This is a genomic window from Lysinibacillus sp. FSL W7-1291 (genome assembly GCF_038593415.1).
GTDB classification, from domain to species: domain Bacteria; phylum Bacillota; class Bacilli; order Bacillales_A; family Planococcaceae; genus Lysinibacillus; species Lysinibacillus fusiformis_D.
This window is the reverse complement of the sequence record NZ_CP151994.1, coordinates 2115745-2136216: the sequence shown is the minus strand read 5'-3', so window position 1 is coordinate 2136216 and position 20472 is coordinate 2115745. Positions and strand designations below refer to the sequence as shown.

Below are 20472 nucleotides of genomic sequence, written 5' to 3'. Positions count from 1 at the left end.
CTATAGAAAGAAATCAAAGACTTCTTTGCTACCAGGATTCGTGGGAAGGGCATAAAAAAACCCTCTTGTCGCCAAGAGAGTAGCATAGTGAAAAAACGGTACATTACCTTTATCACTATCCCCATCCTCGTGGTTCTTAGTCAAAAAACACATACTGGCAGGTATCCTGGCTTAGGTTCATCATCTATACGCCTTCCCATAGTTAAACTACAGTGGCATGCTGTACAGACTCCCCATTTACAGTTGCGGGACAGCATCGGAATTGCACCGATTTCCCTTTTAAGCAAATGACAAATGCCATTTGCACCAATACGTTCTATAATGGTTAATACTATTGATAGACTAGCAGAAGAAAATTTGTAGCTCAATCAGTAGTATGTTGCTAAATATATAATCATCATTATATTAGCACTATTTCGACAAAAATACGAACTATTTTACAAGAAATATATAGGCTAGTATTCTGTTACAATGAAAAGATAGCTATAGATAGAAACGAGGATATGTTATGTACAAAACAATTGGTGTACTTGCGCATGTGGATGCAGGTAAAACAACCTTCTCTGAGCAAGTACTTTTTCATACACAAAGCATTCAAGCTCGTGGTCGAGTGGATCATCAGGATACCTTTCTCGATCATCATGAGCTAGAGCGCAAGCGTGGTATTACCATTTTTGCCGAGCAAGGTCGCATGAACATAGGCGACGATACATACACGTTGATTGATACACCAGGGCATGTCGACTTCTCCCCTGAGATGGAGCGCGCCATTCGTGTGATGGATTATGCCATTATTATCATTAGTGCGGTCGAGGGCGTACAGGGTCATACGGAAACCGTGTGGCAGCTTTTACGCAAATACCATGTCCCAACATTCTTCTTTATCAATAAAATTGATCGCGAAGGAGCCAATGTGGAGGCCGTTATGACACAGCTCCGCAAGGATTGTTCCCAGCAGGTGCTGTTCGTCGATGAACCGCTTCGTACTGATTATGTTTCAAGCAGCATCATGGAATGGTTGGCTGAGCGTAATGAAGAGCTGCTCGATGCCTTTTTGAATGAGTCATTGGAGCATGAGCAATGTCTTACTCAGCTACAGACCATGATTCAAAAGGAATGTGCCTTCCTCTGCTTTACAGGGTCTGCCCTAAAGGATGAGGGCATCAAGGAATTGCTTGCCCAGCTCCCTCTATTAACAGACACCCATTTTGAAGTGAATGCACCGTTTGAGGGGGAGGTTTTTAAAATTCGTCATGACGGCCACCAGCGTTTAACATTTATGAAGGCTATCAAGGGCGTTTTACATGTTCGGGATGAATTTTCGTTTGAAGAAGTGACAGAAAAAGTGACTGAAATTCGCCTCTATAATGGCAGTCGCTTTGATACCGTCCAAAAGGTTGAAGCGGGAGAGATTTTTGCTGTTAAAGGACTTAGTCAGGCCAATATTGGAGACCGCATCGGCACTACTATGCTGTCACAGCCCTATGAGCTTGTCCCAACGCTACAGGCAAAGGTTCAATATGAGGGCCATCAGCATATCAAGGAAGTGTTACAAATTTTCCGTTTACTAGAAGCAGAAGAGCCTTCCTTACGTGTGGTTTGGCAGGAAAAGTTCCAGGAAATCCATGTGCACATTATGGGCGTTATTCAGTTGGAGGTACTGATAGAAGTGTTAATGAAGCGTTTTTCATTAACGGTCTCCTTTGGCGAGCCCCAAATTTTATATATGGAAACCATTGTGACGACGGTGACAGGCTATGGTCATTTTGAGCCCCTCAAGCATTATGCAGAAGTTCATTTACTAATGGAGCCCAATCCGCGAGGAGTAGGTAATACATTTAGCAATGCCTGCCATGCGGATCATTTATCGGTAGGCAACCAACGCCTTGTTGAAAAGCACCTGTTTGAGCGTGATCACCATGGCTTACTCACAGGCTTCCCTCTGACAGATGTTCATTTTACACTGCTAACAGGTCGCGGACATAATGAACATACATCGGGCGGCGATTTCCGAGAAGCTAGTTTCCGTGCGCTACGTCAAGGACTTGAGCAAGCACAGAACATCCTGCTTGAACCTTATTATCGCTTTAAAATGAAGGCTTCGAACGACTTTATCGGCCGCATGATGAGCGACATACAGCAAGCTGCTGGTACATTCGATGACCCCATCTTATCCGAAACAGATGTTGTGCTAACGGGACGAGCGCCCGTCGCCACCCTAATGAGCTATAGCACAACCTTTGCGGCCTATACCAATGGTAAGGGCGCACTCACACTCCAATTTGATGGCTATGATGTATGCCATAATGCAGAGGAAATTATTTCGCACATGGGCTACGATAAAAATGCCGACCCAGAATACAGCTCCTCCAGCATCTTTTGTGCGAAGGGCAAAGGATATTCTGTTCCTTGGCACGAAGCACAAGCAGCCATGCATTGTCTGTAAGTAGGTGATCCTGCCCGCGCGAAGCCGTTTGCTTGCGCGGGTGTTTACTTGCTTTGAGCGAGAATATTTACCCTGTTTGCGCGAGTATTCCTTGCTGGAGCGAGAGTATTTCATCTCCTTCCGCGAGTATTCCCCGCTCGAACGAGAGTATTTCATCTCCTTCCGCGAGTATTCGCTGCTCGAACGAGAGTATTTCATCTCCTTTCGCGAGTATTCCCTGCTCGAACGAGAGTATTTCATCTCCTTCCGCGAGTATTCGCTGCTTGAGCGAGAGTATTTCATCTGCTTCCGCGAGTATTCGCTGCTCGAACGAGAGTATTTCATCTGCTTCCGCGAGTATTCCCTGCTCGAACGAGAGTATTTACCCCCTCCCTTCAAATAAATAAAAACAAGCCCTCCGTTTGATGGAGGGCTTGAGTTTATAATGCACCTACTGCTTTCTTTGTAGGACTGTGCACAAGGTATGCAGGCTCGACAATCACGTAGTCATGCGTGTTTGTGAAATCAACTAGCACTTTACCAGGATAACTTTTTAAAATTTGCAGTTGATCAATTAATTGCAGCAATAGCTCGTGACCGTTGCCGCGTGGATGCCAGTTGAAATGGTAATCATTTAATGCCTGAACCGCTTCAATAAATTGGGCATATTCCTGCTGCACAAAGGCTATTAACTTATCATGTTGAGGCGCTAAATCGTGGATATATGTTTCATAAAAACGCATCACAATCGAGCATAATACATCATTGACACGCGCTGCACTTAAAACAGGCTTTGGCTCCAGTGACAGGCGGTCAAGGTTGGGCTTGGCACGTGTGGAATCAATGCGTGTAATTAAATGGTATGACTCCCCGTTAACCTCATAGACAATCGGGTTAGTCGGCATATACATCATAAAGCTATTGGTCTTCGTTTTCAGTTGATCGGTTACCGCTGCCTTCGCGAAAAGATGCCCGTCCACATCCCCATTTTGTATCCAAATAATTTCTTTATTATATAAAATTTGGTCAAAGAAGCGATCATTGCGGATCAGCTTCGTTGCTAATAATTGGTCAATCAATGATTCGACCGCCATTCTTGTTTTCGCTTTCTTGGCAACTTCTGTGCGTGGCTGCTTACAAATGTTCATATCTAAAGAAGTCATACATGCATCCCCTTTGCGTACATAATGTCAAAACAAAAAGGACTTCCTACCATTTTTGAGGAAATCCTTCGCTTATCTTCGTTCATCACCTAATGCCAAACAAACCCTAAGTATGTGTAAATGAGCCCGATTGCGAACCCCTTCATTTACTTTGGGCGTTTGACGTACCGTGACGAACAGAGCATTCTGTTTTGTCAACATGCCACCTCCTATTCCTCGTAGGTTACTGGTGTGTACTCGTAACAGGCAGGTATCCTGACTCATGGTCATTGCCACTTTTCTCCTTCCCATCATTTGACAGTGGTTGCTGAAAAGTCGCTCACATTTACAGTTGCGGGACAGTGTCGGATTCGCACCGACTTCCCTTTTAAGCAAATTGCACGCAATTTACACCTATTACTACACGCTATTCAGTTGGTAAGGAAATTTGCGAAAATTCTCTATTCCTTAGCTAATCATTGTAAAGTATTGTATGTCCAAAGTCAATTTATGCTAAAAAATACTAATTATTTCAAAATAATTCCATGTAAAATGGATGCATAGAATACTAGGTTTTCCTCATGTCACACTGAGCATCACTTTAATTGCTTTCTGTAAAATGATAATAAAGTTATTTCTAATCAAAAAATACAAAAATTATATTATAAGAAGGCTCTTTAAAGTTGTTTAAATCTTGTTCAACTAGCCCCGTTATTTCAACAACTTCTTGAAATCAATTCTTGTGTAGGTTTTATTATAGGTAAGAGATAGGTTCGTAACCGTGTTTGCTAATTAACTTTATCATGTTGGAATTTTCTATCGGGTCAACACTCACAAATATTTCAGAATGTCCTAAACTCTTTGCAATATTTTCTCTATACCTCATTAAGTCTGAACCTATACCATTACCACGATAATCCTCTTTTACATATAGGTCACTTAATTTAGGAAGCAAAGTACCTTTTAATTTAAGAACTCCAAAACCTAATATAAGTGCGTCTTGTTCAGCAATTACCAAATATAATTCCTTTTTTGCAAATTGCTTTAAATAATTCGTGAATAGATCTTTATTATTTCTACTATCATAAACCCGATAAGTCGTTTTCATTCGCTAATCTGATTATGTAGTTCATGGTTACTGCCACTTCCCTATTCTTTAATAAATCACTATTATAAAATTTCTTCTTCAACAATATGCACCGTTCGTTAAATAAACAAAAGGACGGTCAAGCACCTTTTATTTTAGAATTTTCTCTAGCTATTCTTAATCCCTCTCTACCATTTAGATATTGAAAGTTAAACTATTTAACAAAGTGGGTAAATTTAAGCCCCATTATTTATTCTTCACATATATATGTATTGAACTGACCTCGATGTTATTGAAAAGCGACTGCTCTATTGAACGATTGCCCCCTGTCAGTCCAATAACAAGTTTTAGGTGTGACGTATAGTAACTTTCCCTTCTTTATTTTCTTCGTGGTTCCATTCAACTTGAATCTCAAATGTTCCATCTTGAAAAAATAAAGGAAATCTTCTCCGTATCGATGGCTGCATAGGAAGTTTATATGCGTTCTCTATATCTACCCAAACCGCTTTCCCCTCTGGAGCATCTTTCAAGAGTTCACCCTCGAAATCCTTTGTTATGTAATTAAATATCATATATCTATCTTTTGCGACTGGATTAACATATTCATAAAGCCCTTTATAAATAAGGTTTCTAACTTCTAACCCCGTTTCTTCTTTTACTTCTCTGATAGCACTTTCTACAATACTTTCAGGAAATTCAACTTTACCACCCGGTGGAATAAAACCTTTGAAATGGTCGTGCTGTCTATCCAGAAGTAAAACCTTCTCTTCACTTTGAATCATACACACCGTCCATATTTTATAATTAATAGAATTACTCATAATTCACTCCATCTTTTTTAAATAAATATTACCATATATGTGTCCTTCTTAGTTAAACAACTTCATTATCTCTTAACACCTTCTCTACATTATGTGCCTGTTTCGTAATCGGAACTGGAATCCCTTACACCCTTCACAAGGTAATTTCCTCATCTATATCATCCTTTCTTTGCACAATCAGAACCACCAGTATAACTGGTGGTTTGCTCTGCGCGTGAAACGCTGGGGTACTGGCCCATGTCTAAAGACATTTCGAATGGTCTGCCAACCGCACTCCGTTTTCACACAAACCGCTAAAGCGGCTTACTTATTTTTTCTTTCTCTTGATTTCTTCTCCTGTGAATGGATCAATGAATTCTTTCATCGTCATTTGATCTTGCAGGATATCTTCTTGTAATTGATTTTTTATATACCCTTGTATCTTTTTCTTATTTCGGCCGACTGTGTCCACATAGTATCCTCGACACCAGAATTGACGATTACCGTATTTATACTTTAAATTCGCATGTCGGTCGAAAATCATTAGACTACTCTTCCCTTTTAAATAACCCATGAACGCAGATACACTCAATTTCGGTGGAATACTTACCAACATATGAATGTGGTCAGGACAGGCTGTTGCCTCTATGATTTCTACATCTTTTCTTTCACATAATTGGCGCAATATTCTTCCAACATCTGCTTTAATTTGACCATAAATAATCTGCCTTCTATACTTTGGCGCAAAAACGATATGATACTTACAATTCCACGTTGTATGTGCTAAACTTTTATTATCCATTTATGGTGGCTCCTTTCGTACGAAGTCGGTTGACTAGACCTGACTTTATTGTACGTTTGGAGTTTTTTTATTGTCCATAGCTAAAAGCTTTGGAACCCCCTGCATAGCAGGGGGTTTTCAAAGCACACAACAAAAAAGCCTCGCATAAATGCGGGCTTTTAGTACCATACATTACGTCCCCAAAACATACTGCGCTAAAACACTTTGCACTTTGTAAATATTCGTCGCCTTGTTGAAGTTTTTTTGAATCGGTAACGAACTGCCTGACACCCATATTTTGAGCTCTGCATCTAAATCAAATGTCCCGGCTGTTTCTACTGAAAAATGAACGATATTTTTATAGGGGATGGAATGATATTCGGTTTTCTTGCCAGTCACCCCTTGCTTATCGATAAGGATTAATCGTTTATTCGTAAAAATAAACGTGTCTCTTATAATTTTATAGGCATTTTTGATTGTTTCGTTTGGAATCAATAAATCACGGACCTCCTCCTGTAATTTTTCTAAATTCACCTCGCTCGCATTGCCGATTAATCCATCAAATAAGCCCATCTCCTGGCCCCTTTCATTGTCATTTATTTAATGTATTACAAAGAAGATAGCGCTACGACAGGAAATAATGGTTTTATTGAGTCTATAAAGGCGAAGCATTGCACGTAATCATAGGCTCTCTACTAGCATTTGTTTAGGCTGTGATGAAGAGAGGAAGCTGATTAAGGTTAGCATCTCTTTTGGTAAGGTAAATAGCGATTTTTTTAAAGAGGATGGGAATGAAGAATCACTCAAATTATTCCAAGAAGCGATGGCAACAGCTGCCAAAATGAAGGTGTTGTCAATATGGTGTAAATAGAGGATACGGCTAGAAACAAATATGGCTATCACCTTTGGTAAGGTGAAAAAGGACAAATCAGTAGCTGAATGTAGGTTAAGGTTACGCATACAATCTACGTGATCTCTAAGGATTTCACTAAGAAATTAATTACGTTGGTCCGCCAATAAAAAACACTTCCCATTCTAATGACAGGAAGTGCATTTCAAATTACTTATCTATCGCCTGAAACCACCTTTGTGCATAGCTATCTGTGGAGGCAAAATCATCTTGTTCTTAGATAACTATTCAGGGCTAAAAAACCTTGAAAATATGTTTTTCTTGCTTAAACCTGAAATTGATTTGTTAGCTTTTGTAAATTATCAGCTTGTACGCTTAAATCCTGTGTCACATGATTGACAGCTTGCATTGAGGCTGTTTGTTCATCCATTGAATGTAAAACAGCCTCTGTATAATGCGATAGCTTACCCATACCATTAGCAATCGTTGTCACAGTGGAAGCTACTTCATTGGCACTGCTAGAAAGCTGTTCAGCTGTTGTTGAAATATCCTCAAGCTGGCTCGTCATTTGACTAACATGCTGTGAAATCGTGCCAAAGGATTTTGTTGCTTCATCAATGACATAGACACCCTGCTGAACATTTTTTAAATCCTCCTCCACTGAGGATGCTACCTGTTTCGTGTCAGTTTCAATGCCCACTACTAAGTCCACGATTTGTGCAGCAGAATGCTTGGATTGCTCTGCTAATTGACGCACTTCCTCTGCCACAACTGCAAAGCCTTTCCCATGTTCTCCAGCTCGAGCTGCTTCAATGGCGGCATTCAATGCCAATAAATTCGTTTGGTCCGTAATAGCTGTAATCATCTCAGTCATCGATTTAATATCTGTCATTTTATTGGATAATTGCTGCATGAGTCCGCTCGTTTTTTCGGTTGAAGAAGAAATAAATTTCATTTGTTCCTTCGCCACATGTAAAATATTCGCTCCATTTCCTGCAATCTCATTGGCATCTTTTGCATGATCAAACACATCCTGAGTGGCTTCCGTAATTCGTCCGATTCCATCGACAGTTTCTTGCATAGCATTAGCACTATCATTGGCAGATTGTGCCGCTTGCTTCAAGCCCTCTGACGTTTTCTCCATTTGTTGATCGACTTCTTCCACAGCTACCGTAATTTCATTCGTACTTGCGGATAATTCTTCGATGCTTGCTGATAAATCTGTAGAGCTGTGCGCAATTTTTTGTGTCATTGTGCGTAATTGTTCCTGCATCTCTAAAAAGGATTGCGCTAGCTGAGAAATCTCACTCTTGTCACGAACCTCGATGACAACTGTATCTAATTGGCCTGCCGTAATACCCTGTGCAGCCTCTGTTAATTGTTTGATAGGCTGTATCACTTTGTAATGAACATATACGGTGTAAGCTAATGTAATGGCTATTCCTACGATGGTTAATACAGTCGAAAGCCATTCTAATGTCGTTACATTGGCTAAATCAATAAAGAGAATAATAATCATTAAGACATTTAAAACTGCAAAGCCAAGTAAACTCTTTTTTCGTAAACTCATTCCAAATTCCCCCAACTAAAATATGTCTTCCATACCATTATTATAGTTGAAAAATCCTAAAAATCATAAGGATACGCTCTCTTTTATAAGAACAAAGACACAAGCCTATTGATGATTGCATAAAAAAAGACTATAGACAGCTCGTAAAGCATGTCTACAGTCTTGATGTTGGAATTATTTTAAATTCATGATACTAGAGCCAGCAATACCTGGGTGTGTCATTTCATATGGATCTAATATTAAGTCTAATTGTTCGTTTGTTAAGACACCTTCTTCAATGCAAAGCTCACGAATAGAACGACCTGTTAGAATTGCTTCACGCGCAAGACGTGCTGCTACTTCATAGCCAATATGTGGGTTGACAGCCGTTAGTACCCCTACACTTTTCTCTACGTATTCTTTCATGCGTTCTTCATTTGCTTCGATGTCTTTTAAGCAATTTTCCGTAAACGCACGGAAAACATTATTCATAATGCTAATGGACTGAATTAAGTTAAACACTAAAACAGGCTCCATTACGTTTAATTCTAATTGTCCAGCTTCAGATGCTAGTGAAATCGTATGGTCATTACCAATCACTTGGAAGGCAACTTGGTTCAGTACCTCTGGCATAACTGGGTTGACTTTACCTGGCATAATCGAAGATCCTGGTTGACGAGCTGGTAAAAGGATTTCTCCTAAGCCTGCACGAGGACCTGAAGCCATTAAACGTAAGTCATTAGCGATTTTAGACATATTAATCATACAGATTTTTAAAGCGCCTGATACTTCTGTATAAGCATCTGTATTTTGTGTTGCATCCACTAAATGTGTCGCACCTTTTAATGGTAAACCAGAAATTTCAGCAAGATGCTCATCAACGGATTTAATGTAATCTGGGAAGGCATTTAAACCTGTTCCAACAGCCGTTGCACCCATGTTCACGTCATATAAATTTGGACGTGTTTGACGAATGCGTACGATATCACGGTTAATCACGCGGCAATAAGCTTCAAACTCTTGTCCTAAGCGAATTGGCACGGCATCCTGTAAATGCGTACGACCCATTTTAATGACATGTGCAAATTGCTCTGCTTTTTGATGGAAAACCGATTGCATATAATCCATCGTTACTAATAATTCATCTATTAAATTTAAAACAGCGATATGAATAGCTGTTGGGAACGCATCATTTGTTGATTGGGACATATTAACATGACTGTTTGGGCTTACTGTGTGATAGTCACCTTTTTCTTTCCCTAAGATTTCTAGGGCACGGTTGGCGATGACTTCATTAGCATTCATATTGATGGATGTACCTGCTCCACCTTGGATTGGGTCTACAAGAAATTCTGCATCCCATTTGCCATCAATTACTTCTTGTGCTGCTTCGACAATTGCCTCACCAATTTCTTTTGATAATAGGTGTACTTCCATATTACTTAAAGCCGCTGCTTTCTTCACAATCCCCATCGCTTTAATAAGTGAAGAGTGAATTGTGTAGCCTGTAATTGGGAAGTTTTCCGTTGCACGTAATGTTTGAATTCCGTAATAAGCCTCTGCTGGTAATACGCGCTCACCTAAAAAATCTTTTTCTATACGTTGTGTTGACATCATTGTCGTCTCCTTTTATGTAATACTCACACTTGATAGTAGCTAATAAAAGTCGTATTGTAAACAGTCATTTTTCTGTAAACGAAAAAAATCCTTCAAAAAAGCAAAGAAATCGCTAAAAACCGAGCGCATTTCCTACGCTCGGTTGCCTTTATTATTTATTCGATGTCACTGTAAAACGGCTATTTACATGCTGTGGATTTTCTAATTCATCTACGACAGCAACCGCATAATCAGCATAGCTGACATAGCTTTCACCCGCGTCATTGACTAATAAATGGTCAACACCTGCTGTGTAGTGACCTGTACGTGGTCCTTCTGGATCAAAAAATGCTGATGGACTGATAAATGTCCACGTAATAGAGGATTGTTGTAAATCCTCTAGATTTTGTCCTTGATTTTGCGCTGTCGCTAAGTACATTGCTGGGAAATCTGGTGTTTCCATCACACGCACTTTTTTCTCTGGGTCCACAAATAAACTACCTGCACCACCTACAACAACTAATTTTGTAGCAATCCCTTTGAAAATCGAAATCAAATGACGGCCCACTTTTACATGTAACTGTTCTTGTCCTGCTGGCGCACCAAATGCATTCACAACGACATCAAAGCCCTTCACATCTTCTGCTGTTATATCCAAGACATCTTTTTCAAGCACTGGAATAGCGGCTGTCACTTTAGCTGCTGAACGAACGATAGCTGTTACGTCATGACCTCGTTGTAACGCTTCCTCTACTATTTTTTGTCCCGCTTTCCCTGTTGCACCAATTACGGCAATTTTCATTATTTATTCCTCCTCGATTTTAGTTGTAACTATTTTGGTTACAGGTTGGATACAAAAAGACCATCTCCGTCTAAGTACGAAGTTGATCCAGCACATCCTGTAGCGTCTGTGCTTGTAATTGCTCCTCCATTGCCTGCCAAACAGATGTATAGACACCTTCCAATGTATGTTGGATTTTCCGCCCTACTGCACACTCTGGGTTTGGCTCATCATGAATCGCAAAAAGCTGCTCTGGCCCATTCATCGCCTGATAAATAGCTAAAAGTGTTAAATCCTTTGGCTCGACTAATAGCTCATAGCCAGCCATGCCCGAATGTGATGACAGTAAGCCAGCCTTTTTTAGAACGCCAATCATACGTCTTACAACAACGGGATTAGTATTCACGCTCCCAGCCATATAGTCGGACGTGAGTAAGCTTTTATCAGATGTTGTAGCAATGAGAGAAAGAATATGGATCGCCACCGAAAATCGACTGTTCACCATATGTATCACCACCTGTTGTAACCATTATAGTTACAGGTGCAAAAAAAAGCAAGCCCTTTTTGTCACCTGTATTTATTTTCTCCGTTTTGTTACATCAAATACGCCGTCTATATTTTCTTCACATATATCACTAATTCCTGACGTATTTGTCCATTGTCATCATAAAAATCTAAGTTATGAAATTCATATTTGAAATGACCGACTGGAAATGTCACACTTTCTCCCTGAGTTGCAGCCAATATACCAGCCACATCATGTGACACCGTATGTAATAACTCTTCTCCAGAAAATGAATCGACAAAAATTACATTCATAAAAAAACACCTCCATAGCCATTATAGCTTAGAAGGCGCTTACATTTATAGTGTTTCTTTATAGCCTTTCAAACGAATTTCTTCGATGATTTGCATCATTTTGTGAATTTGCTGCTGTGATAATTTCGTCGTGTTACAAGAACACACCTGTTGTGTAGCACCCTGTTTTTGCCGTTGATGACTCGGCTGCCGCTCACATTCATCTGCTTGAAGTACTATTGTATTTTTCACAACTTTCACCTCTACACGATAATGGACTGACTCGCTCCAAATAATGCTAGTAATCCCATAATTACTATAATCAACTACTATTCGTCCAGTCATCCAACTGCTTACCTATTTAGTAAAACAAATCGTTAGACCTAGTGCTTCGTTCGAAAAAAACAGCAACCAAGACGGCTGCTGCTAGGATTATACGGCAATCGGTGCTTTAATAGCTGGATGCGGATCATATCCTTCAATGGATAAATCCTCAAGCTCTATATCAAAGATCGATGTTTTAGTTGGATTGATGTGCAATGTCGGTAGGTCCTTTGGCTCCCGTGATAGCTGTTCTTTCACTTGCTCCACATGGTTCGCATAAATATGAGCATCCCCAATGCTGTGAATAAATTCGCCAACCTCTAGTCCACACTCATGTGCAATTAAATGCGTTAATAAAGCGTAAGAAGCAATATTGAACGGACAGCCTAATAATGTATCTAAGCTTCGTTGCATTAATTGACAGCTTAATTTACCATTCGCCACATAGAACTGGAACATCACATGACATGGCGGTAATGCCGCTTTACTGCCCTTTGCCCCCGCATTGATAACATCCTCAGGATTCCACGCATTCACAATCATACGTCGTGAGTCAGGATTATGCTTAATTTGATCAATAACATCCTGTAGCTGGTCAAGGCTCTGGCCATCAGATGTAGTCCAATGACGCCATTGCTTGCCATAGACATTACCGAGATCGCCGTATTGCTGCGCAAAGTCGTCATCCGTTAAGACACGCTCACAAAATGAAGCCAGCTCTTTTTGATACAAGGCATTAAACGACTCATCCACTAAACAGCGGCGGCCAAAATCGGTCATATCAGGTCCTGTATAGGCATCTGATTCCACCCATTTTTTAAATGCCCATTCATCCCATATATGATTATTATGTTGCAATAAATAACGGATATTCGTATCCCCTTTAATGAACCACAATAATTCACTCGCTACCAGCTTAAAAGGGACACGCTTTGTCGTTAAAAGTGGGAAACCTTTGCTTAAATCAAAGCGCATTTGATAACCAAAGACACTGTATGTACCTGTCCCTGTCCGATCTTCTTTTTTCGTGCCATTTTCTAATATATGTTGTAGTAAATTTAAGTACGCCATTTCTGGATGCATCATTTTTGTTCAACAACTCCTCACTTTTGCTGTTGACCATTATACCATTACATGGCGGATTTTCGTATGTCAAATGTTGAATAAAGCTGTCATCAGCCCGAATGATAGGAATTGTTATTGAGCTCCCGTGAAATTTCACTCTCGGTTGTGACGAAAAAAGTGGGCAGTAAGATAATATTCAATAAAATCGGTCCAACGATGACTAATAAATCAATGCCAGGGCTAAAGTAAAGCCCGAATGCCGTAATCAAGCCCGATAACACGAGGAATACGATTTGGGCAACTATAATCAAAATCGGTAACAATTGATACAGATAATTAAGTTTACGGAACTGGTGCATATTGTCTGGATTTTCGATGATTTTTCTTTTTAAACGCCTAGACAAAATCATGCAAGCAAGCAGTTGGACCGCCATAAAGCAAAAATAAATGATGCTGTATAATAGCAATTGACTTTTCTGTATCGTGCCATCAAAATGACCAACCCTCTGGTTTAATAAATCATTAACTGCTCCCTCATAAACATATTCACGCTCACTTAAAACAGTAAAAGGCTCCATAAAGCCAAACGCTGTCCAGTCCTTTGTATTGACAGTCCAACTCGATAATTTACTCGCTAAAATACGCAATTGAATGGGATCTTGCTCCCCAAACATTCCTACTAAATTACGATATGGGATTGCTACTTTTAGCTGGCCATCTCGCTTTTCTTGAAATAAATCCTGAATATAAAAGGTATAGGCAACATCCGACTTATTGGCTTCGAAACGGGCCTCTTCAATGTCCCAATGACTAGCTAAGGAAGCTTGAATACCGTTTTTCATGTCTGTATAGGGCATATCCTTATGTAAATGCTTCGGAATCTTATAGACAAAATGATGATCACTACCAATGAGACCGATTTCTACCTCGACTTTATCTTGATTCACCATTTTGGCCTTCGTGGTCAATGGAATGGTAATCATAGCGATGAGGAAAAAAAGAATAAATGTACAAATGCCTTTTTTCACGCAATAGACCCCCTGTTCGTCACAATAATTAAATTCACCGTATCATAGCCATGTCCGAAAACACTATTTCGTTATTCCGAAAAGGCAATAGTGGTTTTCCGAAACACGTTATTTCGGTATTCCAAATTTATCAATAATTAGCGATAATATATAGGAGATTATTATCATACACAAATTTGAGGTTTCCCAATGAAAAAATGGACATATTTTATTTTTCTTACATATTTAATACTTGGCATTTATGTATTAGGCGTTACTATCAAAACACCCTTTATTAGCCTCACTCTCGATACGACAAACGGTCAACCAGTCATTATAGATAGCTACTATCCTCACTGGGCTGCGCAAAAAAATATTGAAAAAGGCGATATCGTTGTGGCCATTGATGGACAACCAGCCATGGAGAATCGCTTTGTTCAGTTATATGCCATCATTCGAAGTGCCAATACCTTAACGATTCAAAAGTCTGATGGGACCATTGAAAGCATTGCTGTGAAGCACAGTGATATGCCAGAAGAATTATATTTGCAAATTCTCTTTCCGATCTTTTATTTTCTTTTAGCTTTCAGCGTTGCACTTTATGTCTGGCGACGCAATCAAGATAACATCCCGACATTTTTATTGGTCTTATTTTTATTAACCTGCTCCATGGGCTATATAAGCACTGGCGCTTCGGCAAGAGGCAATCTGATTGGAATGATTACCATTGGCATTAGTATTGTGCTATGTTTAGTGCTCTTCATCCATTTTTTACAGCATTTTTTCCGTTACTTACAAATCAGATGGACCTATCCTCACAGCAAATGGCTTTATGTTCTACCGTTTATCATTCCTGGCTGTTCTCTTATTGAAAGCTACGTGCCAGCTTTACGTGAAATAATGCCTATCTTGAACTTAAGCTTATTTGCGGTTCTTGTGCTTTATGCTATTTATATTTTATTAACGAGTTATTTACGCACGAAATTGGCGAAAATTCGCTTGATTGCCATTGCTTTTATTGTACCATTTTTACCCTTTTTATTATTTTTCGTCACACCTGAAATTTTAGGGCATAGGCCATTACTACATGCCGAAATTGCTGCGTTATTTCTATTATTTATACCGTTCTCGTTTCTGTTCATTCAGGTAAACGAACGATTATTTGATATTGAATACCAATTATCACGTTTGCGCTATTATTCCACACTGGCCTTTTTCAGCGCTTTGTTATCGACTGCGGGGATTGCCCTCTTATTCTTAGGTCAATTATCCATCGTCCATGTCACAAGTATATTTTTACTAATTTTCATGGTGATCATTGCTAGCTTCTATATCAAAGAACGCATCGATTTTAAGTATAGAAAAATTATCTTTTCTTCTACTGGAAATTATGTACATAATCTATATGCAGCAGTGCAACGTATGGGCAAAGCCAAAAACCAACAAGAGTTATTGGATCGTTTTAAATATGAAATTACCGAGAAGCTAGGCACAACTGCCTTCCATATCTGTACGATAACAGAAGAAACCCCTTCTCCAAAGTTTGGTAGCAACTATACCCAATTGTTGTTGCACGATGCTGGGGATGAAAAAATTTTACTAGAAATACGGCATGCCCTTCAAAAGGAAGAGCTTCTTTGGTTAGAATTGCTGGCACTGTATGTATCGATGTTTATTAATAATTTACAGCAAATTGAAGATTTAGTACGCGAAATTCAGCATATGAAAAACACCAGTGATACGCCGCTTCCTTGGCTCGATAAATTGCTATGGAATATTATTGAGAAGGAAAAGAGTATTTTAGCACAAGAATTACACGATACCATTTTGCAGGAGCAACTGCATTTAGCTAGAGAACTCGATGTTCTTGCTAGCTCTCCTACTATTCAAAAGGAGACCGTACTAGCTATTCGGGAACAGCTATTAAATGCAACAAAGGACTTACGGGAATATTGCGAGAACTTAAGTCCCCCACTCCTGGATACCTTTGGCTTACAAATGGCCTTAAAAAAACTGATTCAAAAGGTAAAAATACGTGCTGACTTTTTATTAGACGCTCAAATTGACCGGGTGCACTTCCAGGATGTCACGCTCCACCTTGTGGTTTATCGCCTCGTTCAGGAGCTTTTCAATAATGCAATCAAGCATGCCGAAGCAACCGAGGTTTCACTAAAATTACAGGCGATGCCTCGGGGCTTTATCCTTCAATATGATGATAATGGAATTGGCTGTGACATTGACGATTTAATTCAGTCCTCTGCTTCAATGGGCATTAATGGCATTCGTGAACGTGTCCGTGCTTTTAATGGTGACATCACCATCCAATCGAGCCACAAGGAAGGCATGCATATTTTTATACAAATACAAGAGGACGGTGATTCATATGATGAACATACTTATTATAGATGACCATCCTGTCGTTTTAGATGGTACGAAAACATTGCTACAGGATTTAGCCAATGTTCAAATCAAAACGGAGCAGGATAGTGCCGCCGTTTTACCAAGAATGGAGACGGAAAGTTTTCAATTATTTCTTATCGATATTAATATGAAGCCTATTAATGGCATTCAACTATCAGAAATGATTAGGAAAAAGCAACCTGAGGCACTTATTATTCTTTATACAGGCTACGAGCTTTCTGATTACTATGAGCTGTTAATTGAAAAAAAGATTGATGGTCTATTATCAAAATTGGCGACAAAAGAGCAGGTCATCCAAACGATTCAGGCAGCGCTAAGAGGCGAAATATTACTGGCAGCTGATTTCTTAGACTTTGTCCAGCAACGAGCCAACCTACCTAATGTTCAACAGGAGGTATTACTGAGCGACAAAGAACAGGAAATTTTACAGCTCGTAGCCCAAGGCTGTACGAATAAAGCCATCGCCTCTGCTATCGGCGTCACCCAGCGCACTGTAGAAAATTATTTATCAAAGCTATTTGTGAAACTAAGTGTAGAATCACGCGCAGAGGCTGTGATTGTTGCCAAAGAAAAAGCATGGATAGATTAGTGAGACGCTATCGTTATATTACTAATAGATGACAAATGTAAATTTTTTCTTACTAAAAACGGAATTTACTGGATATACAAACAATTCTGTACTATAATATAGTTAATAATTACATTACTTCATTGCGATGATTAAAAACGCAGATTCAACTGGTATAAGAGCTTTTGAAAACGTTTTTATATGTGATGGAAGCAATTGATTGTTGAATTTTTTTGGGAGGGTGTTTACATGACACAAGGTACAGTAAAATGGTTTAACGCAGAAAAAGGTTTTGGCTTCATCGCAGTTGAAGGTGGCAATGATGTATTCGTACATTTCTCAGCGATTCAAACAGATGGCTTCAAAACTTTAGAAGAGGGCCAAAAAGTTGAATTCGGAGTAGAAGAAGGCAGCCGCGGACCTCAAGCAACGAATGTAGTGAAACTATAATCTTCACTTAACATAGACGTGCGTATAAAAAGAGACATCCATTTTCGGATGTCTCTTTTTTGTTTGTCTTATGATTGCAAAGGTACAGACATTTCTCCCTGATGGGCAATTGGAAACTGCCTAGCAAACAGCACCGTATCTCCGGCAGTGCCCTAAACAAAACGACAATGCCCAACGATGAAACCACCAGTTTATAAAATAAGCACTGTTCCATGGAGCGGGTTTTCTAAGCGCTTTTCATACACTTTGGAGTGGCTTTGAGTACTTGACACACTCTTTAGAGCAATTCCCTCATAACTAGGATCATTTCATTCCCACAACGAGAATCATGTCACCCAAAACCCCTCCATAAAATCACATGAAAGGCTCAGCTCACCCCTGCCTACGCATAAGAATGTAAGCCGGCAATCACTAAATTGACAAACACTTGGTTGAACACAATAATGCCGAAGCCGATAATGGCTAACCAAGCCGTTTTCTCCCCTTCCCAGCCTTTGGATAGGCGGAAATGAAGAAAGGCTGCGTAGAATAAAAATGTAATCAATGCCCAAACCTCTTTAGGGTCCCAGCCCCAATAGCGACTCCAGGCAATTTGGGCCCAGATCATGGCGAATAAAAGACCACCTAATGCAAATAATGGGAAGCCGATGACGACAGCGCGATAGGATATTTCGTCCATTAATTGTGGCTGTACACGGCTTGTCCATGGTTTTAATACGGCACTGATCGATTTTCTTGTAATCAATCGAATCACACCATATAAAATCGTGCCGACGATAAATGCCCAGACAATTGAATTTAATTTCTTGGCATCTATTTTATTCGTTATTTCTACTATGCCTATTCCTTCACCATTTTTTGTGACCGCACCCTTGTTAACAATCAAGGGCATCATGGAGTAGGTGGCTTTTTCTTGCTGTCCTTGTGAATTGTCAAATTGAACTTGCACCTCTTCTGCGGCAACGCTGAAAACCGTTGATACACCAATAAAGCCAATTACGACAACTAAACAATACAAGACAAATTCTAAACTATATGTACTGATGGATTTTTTAGAAACATCCAACGTTCTTAGTAAATAAATCAAACCTGTGGCAAAGGAGACCGATAAAATGGCACTGGAAAAAGCTACCGTCATCACATGAATCGTTAACCAGTGACTTTGTAGGGATGGCACAAGCGGTGATACCTCCTTTGCGAAAACGCTTCCATAACCAAGGATGATTAATGACACAGGAATGGTAAATAAGCCGACGACGAGCTGCTTATATAAAAAATGGATAATCAAATAACTTCCTGTGAGCATAATGCCAAAGAATGTCATAAATTCATACATATTACTCACGGGTGCGTGGTCCACCGCCACCCACCTCACAACAAAGTACACAAGCTGTAAGGCAAAGGCTACAGAAGTGAGAAGCAGACCTAGCCTGCCGAACATTTTCCTCTTTGATTTGACAGCAAGCCCTAATGGCACAATTGCTATAAGCAAGAGAATAAAGGCAATAAATAAAGCATTGCTACTAATGGATAATAAGCTTTCTTGATTCAATCGAATCCCTCCAACGTCTCTATTTCGGAATTTGCTTCCAACTATTAAGAACGTTATAGATTGCAAGAAGTGTCATCTTTTCCCTTTAAATCAATTTATTTTTTTGAATTGTTACATTTTTATGACATTAAGGGAAAACAAATCTATCCATAGAAGGTATGAAATCAGCCTGTCATATGCTGGACTTCACTCCCATTCGCAAATGGACATTGGTGGATACTATAAACAGAAGTAGTGACTCAGTTGCTGCAAAGAATAGTGATAGTGAAGAAAAAAATGATGTAGGAAGCTTGGAGAAACTGCTCGACTTAGTTAGACTGGACATCAATTAATTTTCATTAGTGCTCTCTAAAAAAAATAAACCATCTAATTTGTAAATAGATGGGAATTAACTGTTATCAAAAAATGATATGCCTCTATCTACATCTTACAAAAAATTGTAATAAAAGTCTATATCTTTTTATTGCCACATGAGACAATTATAATGCGCACACTTGACATAACGTTATGTTTCACAAAATGGAGGTTATTAATGAAACAAAATATCTATGATAATCCTATTTTTTTCAACCAATACAAGGCTTTACGAGAAAAAACGTATAACTATAATGGTCTTTTGGAACAACCCACTATGAAGTCCTTACTACCACCATTAACGAATTTACAAATACTTGATATTGGCTGTGGTATGGGTGAATTCGCACAATATTGTCTGGACCATCACGCTAAGCATGTGACCGCCTTAGACGTTTCGAGCAATATGTTAGCTATTGCCAAACAGAAGCATGCTCATCCACACATTGACTATCAGCTGCAAGCCATAGAGGATTATGAAGCGCCTTCAAATAGCTTTGATTGTATAACCAGCTCTCTTTCTCTTCATTATGTCCAAGATTTCGATAAGGTAATTAGTCAAATTGCGCAAATGCTTCGGCCAAATGGGGTATTTATTTTCTCTGTGGAGCATCCTATTGCTACGGCTCGTCACACTATGGAAGATAATTGGATTTATGACGAAAGCCATAACCGTTTGCATTACGCAGTGGATCATTACCATGAAGAGGGCTTACGTCAGCAAACATGGTTGGTGGATGGCGTTGTCAAATATCATCGCACGATAGCAACGATGATGAATACCTTAATTACGCACGGGTTATCCATTGACAAAATCGTTGAACCTATCCCAAGCAAAGAGGCCATTCAACAGCTTCCTTCTATTGAAAAGGAGCTACGCAGACCATCCTTTTTATTTATTAAAGTCAAAAAATAAACAAAA

Annotated in this window: 20 protein-coding genes and 2 riboswitches; of the genes, 6 read left to right on the top strand and 14 right to left on the bottom strand. The window is 39.4% G+C overall.

The annotated features are described in order from the left end of the window. Positions 1–138 precede the first annotated feature (138 nt). A riboswitch (cobalamin riboswitch) is annotated at positions 139–326 on the bottom strand. Positions 327–508: 182 nt separating this feature from the next. Together NST76_RS10460 and NST76_RS10455 are read left to right on the top strand one after the other, a co-directional pair. Further along, on the top strand, positions 509–2446 hold the full coding sequence (locus NST76_RS10460) for a translation factor GTPase family protein (protein ID WP_330493396.1): 1938 nt from the start codon (positions 509–511) through the stop codon (positions 2444–2446). Between the two features lie 76 nt (positions 2447–2522). Next, positions 2523–2828 carry a hypothetical protein gene (locus NST76_RS10455; RefSeq protein ID WP_342545178.1) on the top strand — a complete coding sequence of 102 codons (306 nt, stop codon included), beginning with the start codon at positions 2523–2525 and terminating at the stop codon, positions 2826–2828. A 37-nt stretch (positions 2829–2865) separates the two neighbouring features. Here NST76_RS10455 and NST76_RS10450 read toward each other — a convergent pair whose 3' ends face one another. The 13 genes from NST76_RS10450 to NST76_RS10390 form a co-directional block, all read right to left on the bottom strand. Continuing rightward, positions 2866–3588 (bottom strand): hypothetical protein, encoded by a 723-nt coding sequence (locus NST76_RS10450; protein ID WP_036122392.1) that lies wholly within the window; start codon positions 3586–3588, stop codon positions 2866–2868. A 227-nt stretch (positions 3589–3815) separates the two neighbouring features. Continuing rightward, positions 3816–4000: riboswitch (cobalamin riboswitch) on the bottom strand. A 321-nt stretch (positions 4001–4321) separates the two neighbouring features. Then, positions 4322–4675 (bottom strand): GNAT family N-acetyltransferase, encoded by a 354-nt coding sequence (locus tag NST76_RS10445; protein ID WP_230593807.1) that lies wholly within the window; start codon positions 4673–4675, stop codon positions 4322–4324. A gap of 326 nt (positions 4676–5001) precedes the next feature. Then, a complete protein-coding gene (locus NST76_RS10440) occupies positions 5002–5475 on the bottom strand; it encodes an 8-oxo-dGTP diphosphatase (RefSeq protein WP_051891649.1) in 474 nt (157 codons plus the stop codon). 307 nt (positions 5476–5782) lie between these two features. Next, a complete protein-coding gene (gene tnpA, locus NST76_RS10435; protein WP_342545175.1) occupies positions 5783–6256 on the bottom strand; it encodes an IS200/IS605 family transposase in 474 nt (157 codons plus the stop codon). A gap of 171 nt (positions 6257–6427) precedes the next feature. Then, positions 6428–6808, bottom strand: a complete 381-nt coding sequence (locus NST76_RS10430) for a PH domain-containing protein (RefSeq protein WP_036122398.1) — start codon at positions 6806–6808, stop codon at positions 6428–6430. 602 nt (positions 6809–7410) lie between these two features. Beyond that, complete coding sequence (locus NST76_RS10425) at positions 7411–8655, bottom strand: methyl-accepting chemotaxis protein (protein ID WP_342545173.1); 1245 nt, start codon at positions 8653–8655, stop codon at positions 7411–7413. 174 nt (positions 8656–8829) lie between these two features. Then, positions 8830–10248, bottom strand: coding sequence for an aspartate ammonia-lyase (gene aspA / locus NST76_RS10420; protein WP_036122404.1), 1419 nt, complete (start codon positions 10246–10248; stop codon positions 8830–8832). A gap of 154 nt (positions 10249–10402) precedes the next feature. Further along, positions 10403–11032: an NAD(P)-dependent oxidoreductase gene (locus tag NST76_RS10415; RefSeq protein ID WP_036122408.1), complete on the bottom strand. Its 630-nt coding sequence runs from the start codon at positions 11030–11032 to the stop codon at positions 10403–10405. Between the two features lie 70 nt (positions 11033–11102). Continuing rightward, complete coding sequence (locus NST76_RS10410) at positions 11103–11516, bottom strand: Rrf2 family transcriptional regulator (RefSeq protein WP_342503828.1); 414 nt, start codon at positions 11514–11516, stop codon at positions 11103–11105. Between the two features lie 107 nt (positions 11517–11623). Further along, entirely contained in the window at positions 11624–11830 is a 207-nt protein-coding gene (locus tag NST76_RS10405) for a hypothetical protein (protein WP_036122432.1), read from the bottom strand. A gap of 45 nt (positions 11831–11875) precedes the next feature. Continuing rightward, positions 11876–12154 (bottom strand): hypothetical protein, encoded by a 279-nt coding sequence (locus NST76_RS10400; protein WP_342545172.1) that lies wholly within the window; start codon positions 12152–12154, stop codon positions 11876–11878. Between the two features lie 87 nt (positions 12155–12241). Next, the gene (locus NST76_RS10395) at positions 12242–13219 is read right to left on the bottom strand and encodes a thymidylate synthase (RefSeq protein ID WP_036122437.1); all 978 of its coding nucleotides are present in this window, start codon (positions 13217–13219) and stop codon (positions 12242–12244) included. A gap of 89 nt (positions 13220–13308) precedes the next feature. Further along, complete coding sequence (locus NST76_RS10390) at positions 13309–14226, bottom strand: hypothetical protein (RefSeq protein ID WP_036122444.1); 918 nt, start codon at positions 14224–14226, stop codon at positions 13309–13311. 189 nt (positions 14227–14415) lie between these two features. Between NST76_RS10390 and NST76_RS10385 the strand changes: the two genes are divergently transcribed. From NST76_RS10385 to NST76_RS10375, 3 genes are all read left to right on the top strand, one after another. Further along, on the top strand, positions 14416–16614 hold the full coding sequence (locus NST76_RS10385) for an ATP-binding protein (RefSeq protein ID WP_342545171.1): 2199 nt from the start codon (positions 14416–14418) through the stop codon (positions 16612–16614). After that, positions 16589–17215: a response regulator transcription factor gene (locus tag NST76_RS10380; protein ID WP_036122449.1), complete on the top strand. Its 627-nt coding sequence runs from the start codon at positions 16589–16591 to the stop codon at positions 17213–17215. Before NST76_RS10385 ends, NST76_RS10380 begins: the two co-directional genes overlap by 26 nt. A 228-nt stretch (positions 17216–17443) precedes the next feature. Continuing rightward, on the top strand, positions 17444–17644 hold the full coding sequence (locus tag NST76_RS10375) for a cold-shock protein (RefSeq protein WP_036122451.1): 201 nt from the start codon (positions 17444–17446) through the stop codon (positions 17642–17644). A 382-nt stretch (positions 17645–18026) separates the two neighbouring features. Here the strand turns inward: NST76_RS10375 and ccsB are convergent, their stop codons facing one another. Further along, positions 18027–19196, bottom strand: a complete 1170-nt coding sequence (gene ccsB / locus NST76_RS10370) for a c-type cytochrome biogenesis protein CcsB (RefSeq protein ID WP_058843189.1) — start codon at positions 19194–19196, stop codon at positions 18027–18029. 532 nt (positions 19197–19728) lie between these two features. On the opposite strand from ccsB, the gene NST76_RS10365 reads away from it, so the two are divergent. Further along, complete coding sequence (locus NST76_RS10365; RefSeq protein WP_342545169.1) at positions 19729–20466, top strand: class I SAM-dependent methyltransferase; 738 nt, start codon at positions 19729–19731, stop codon at positions 20464–20466. Positions 20467–20472: the final 6 nt, after the last annotated feature.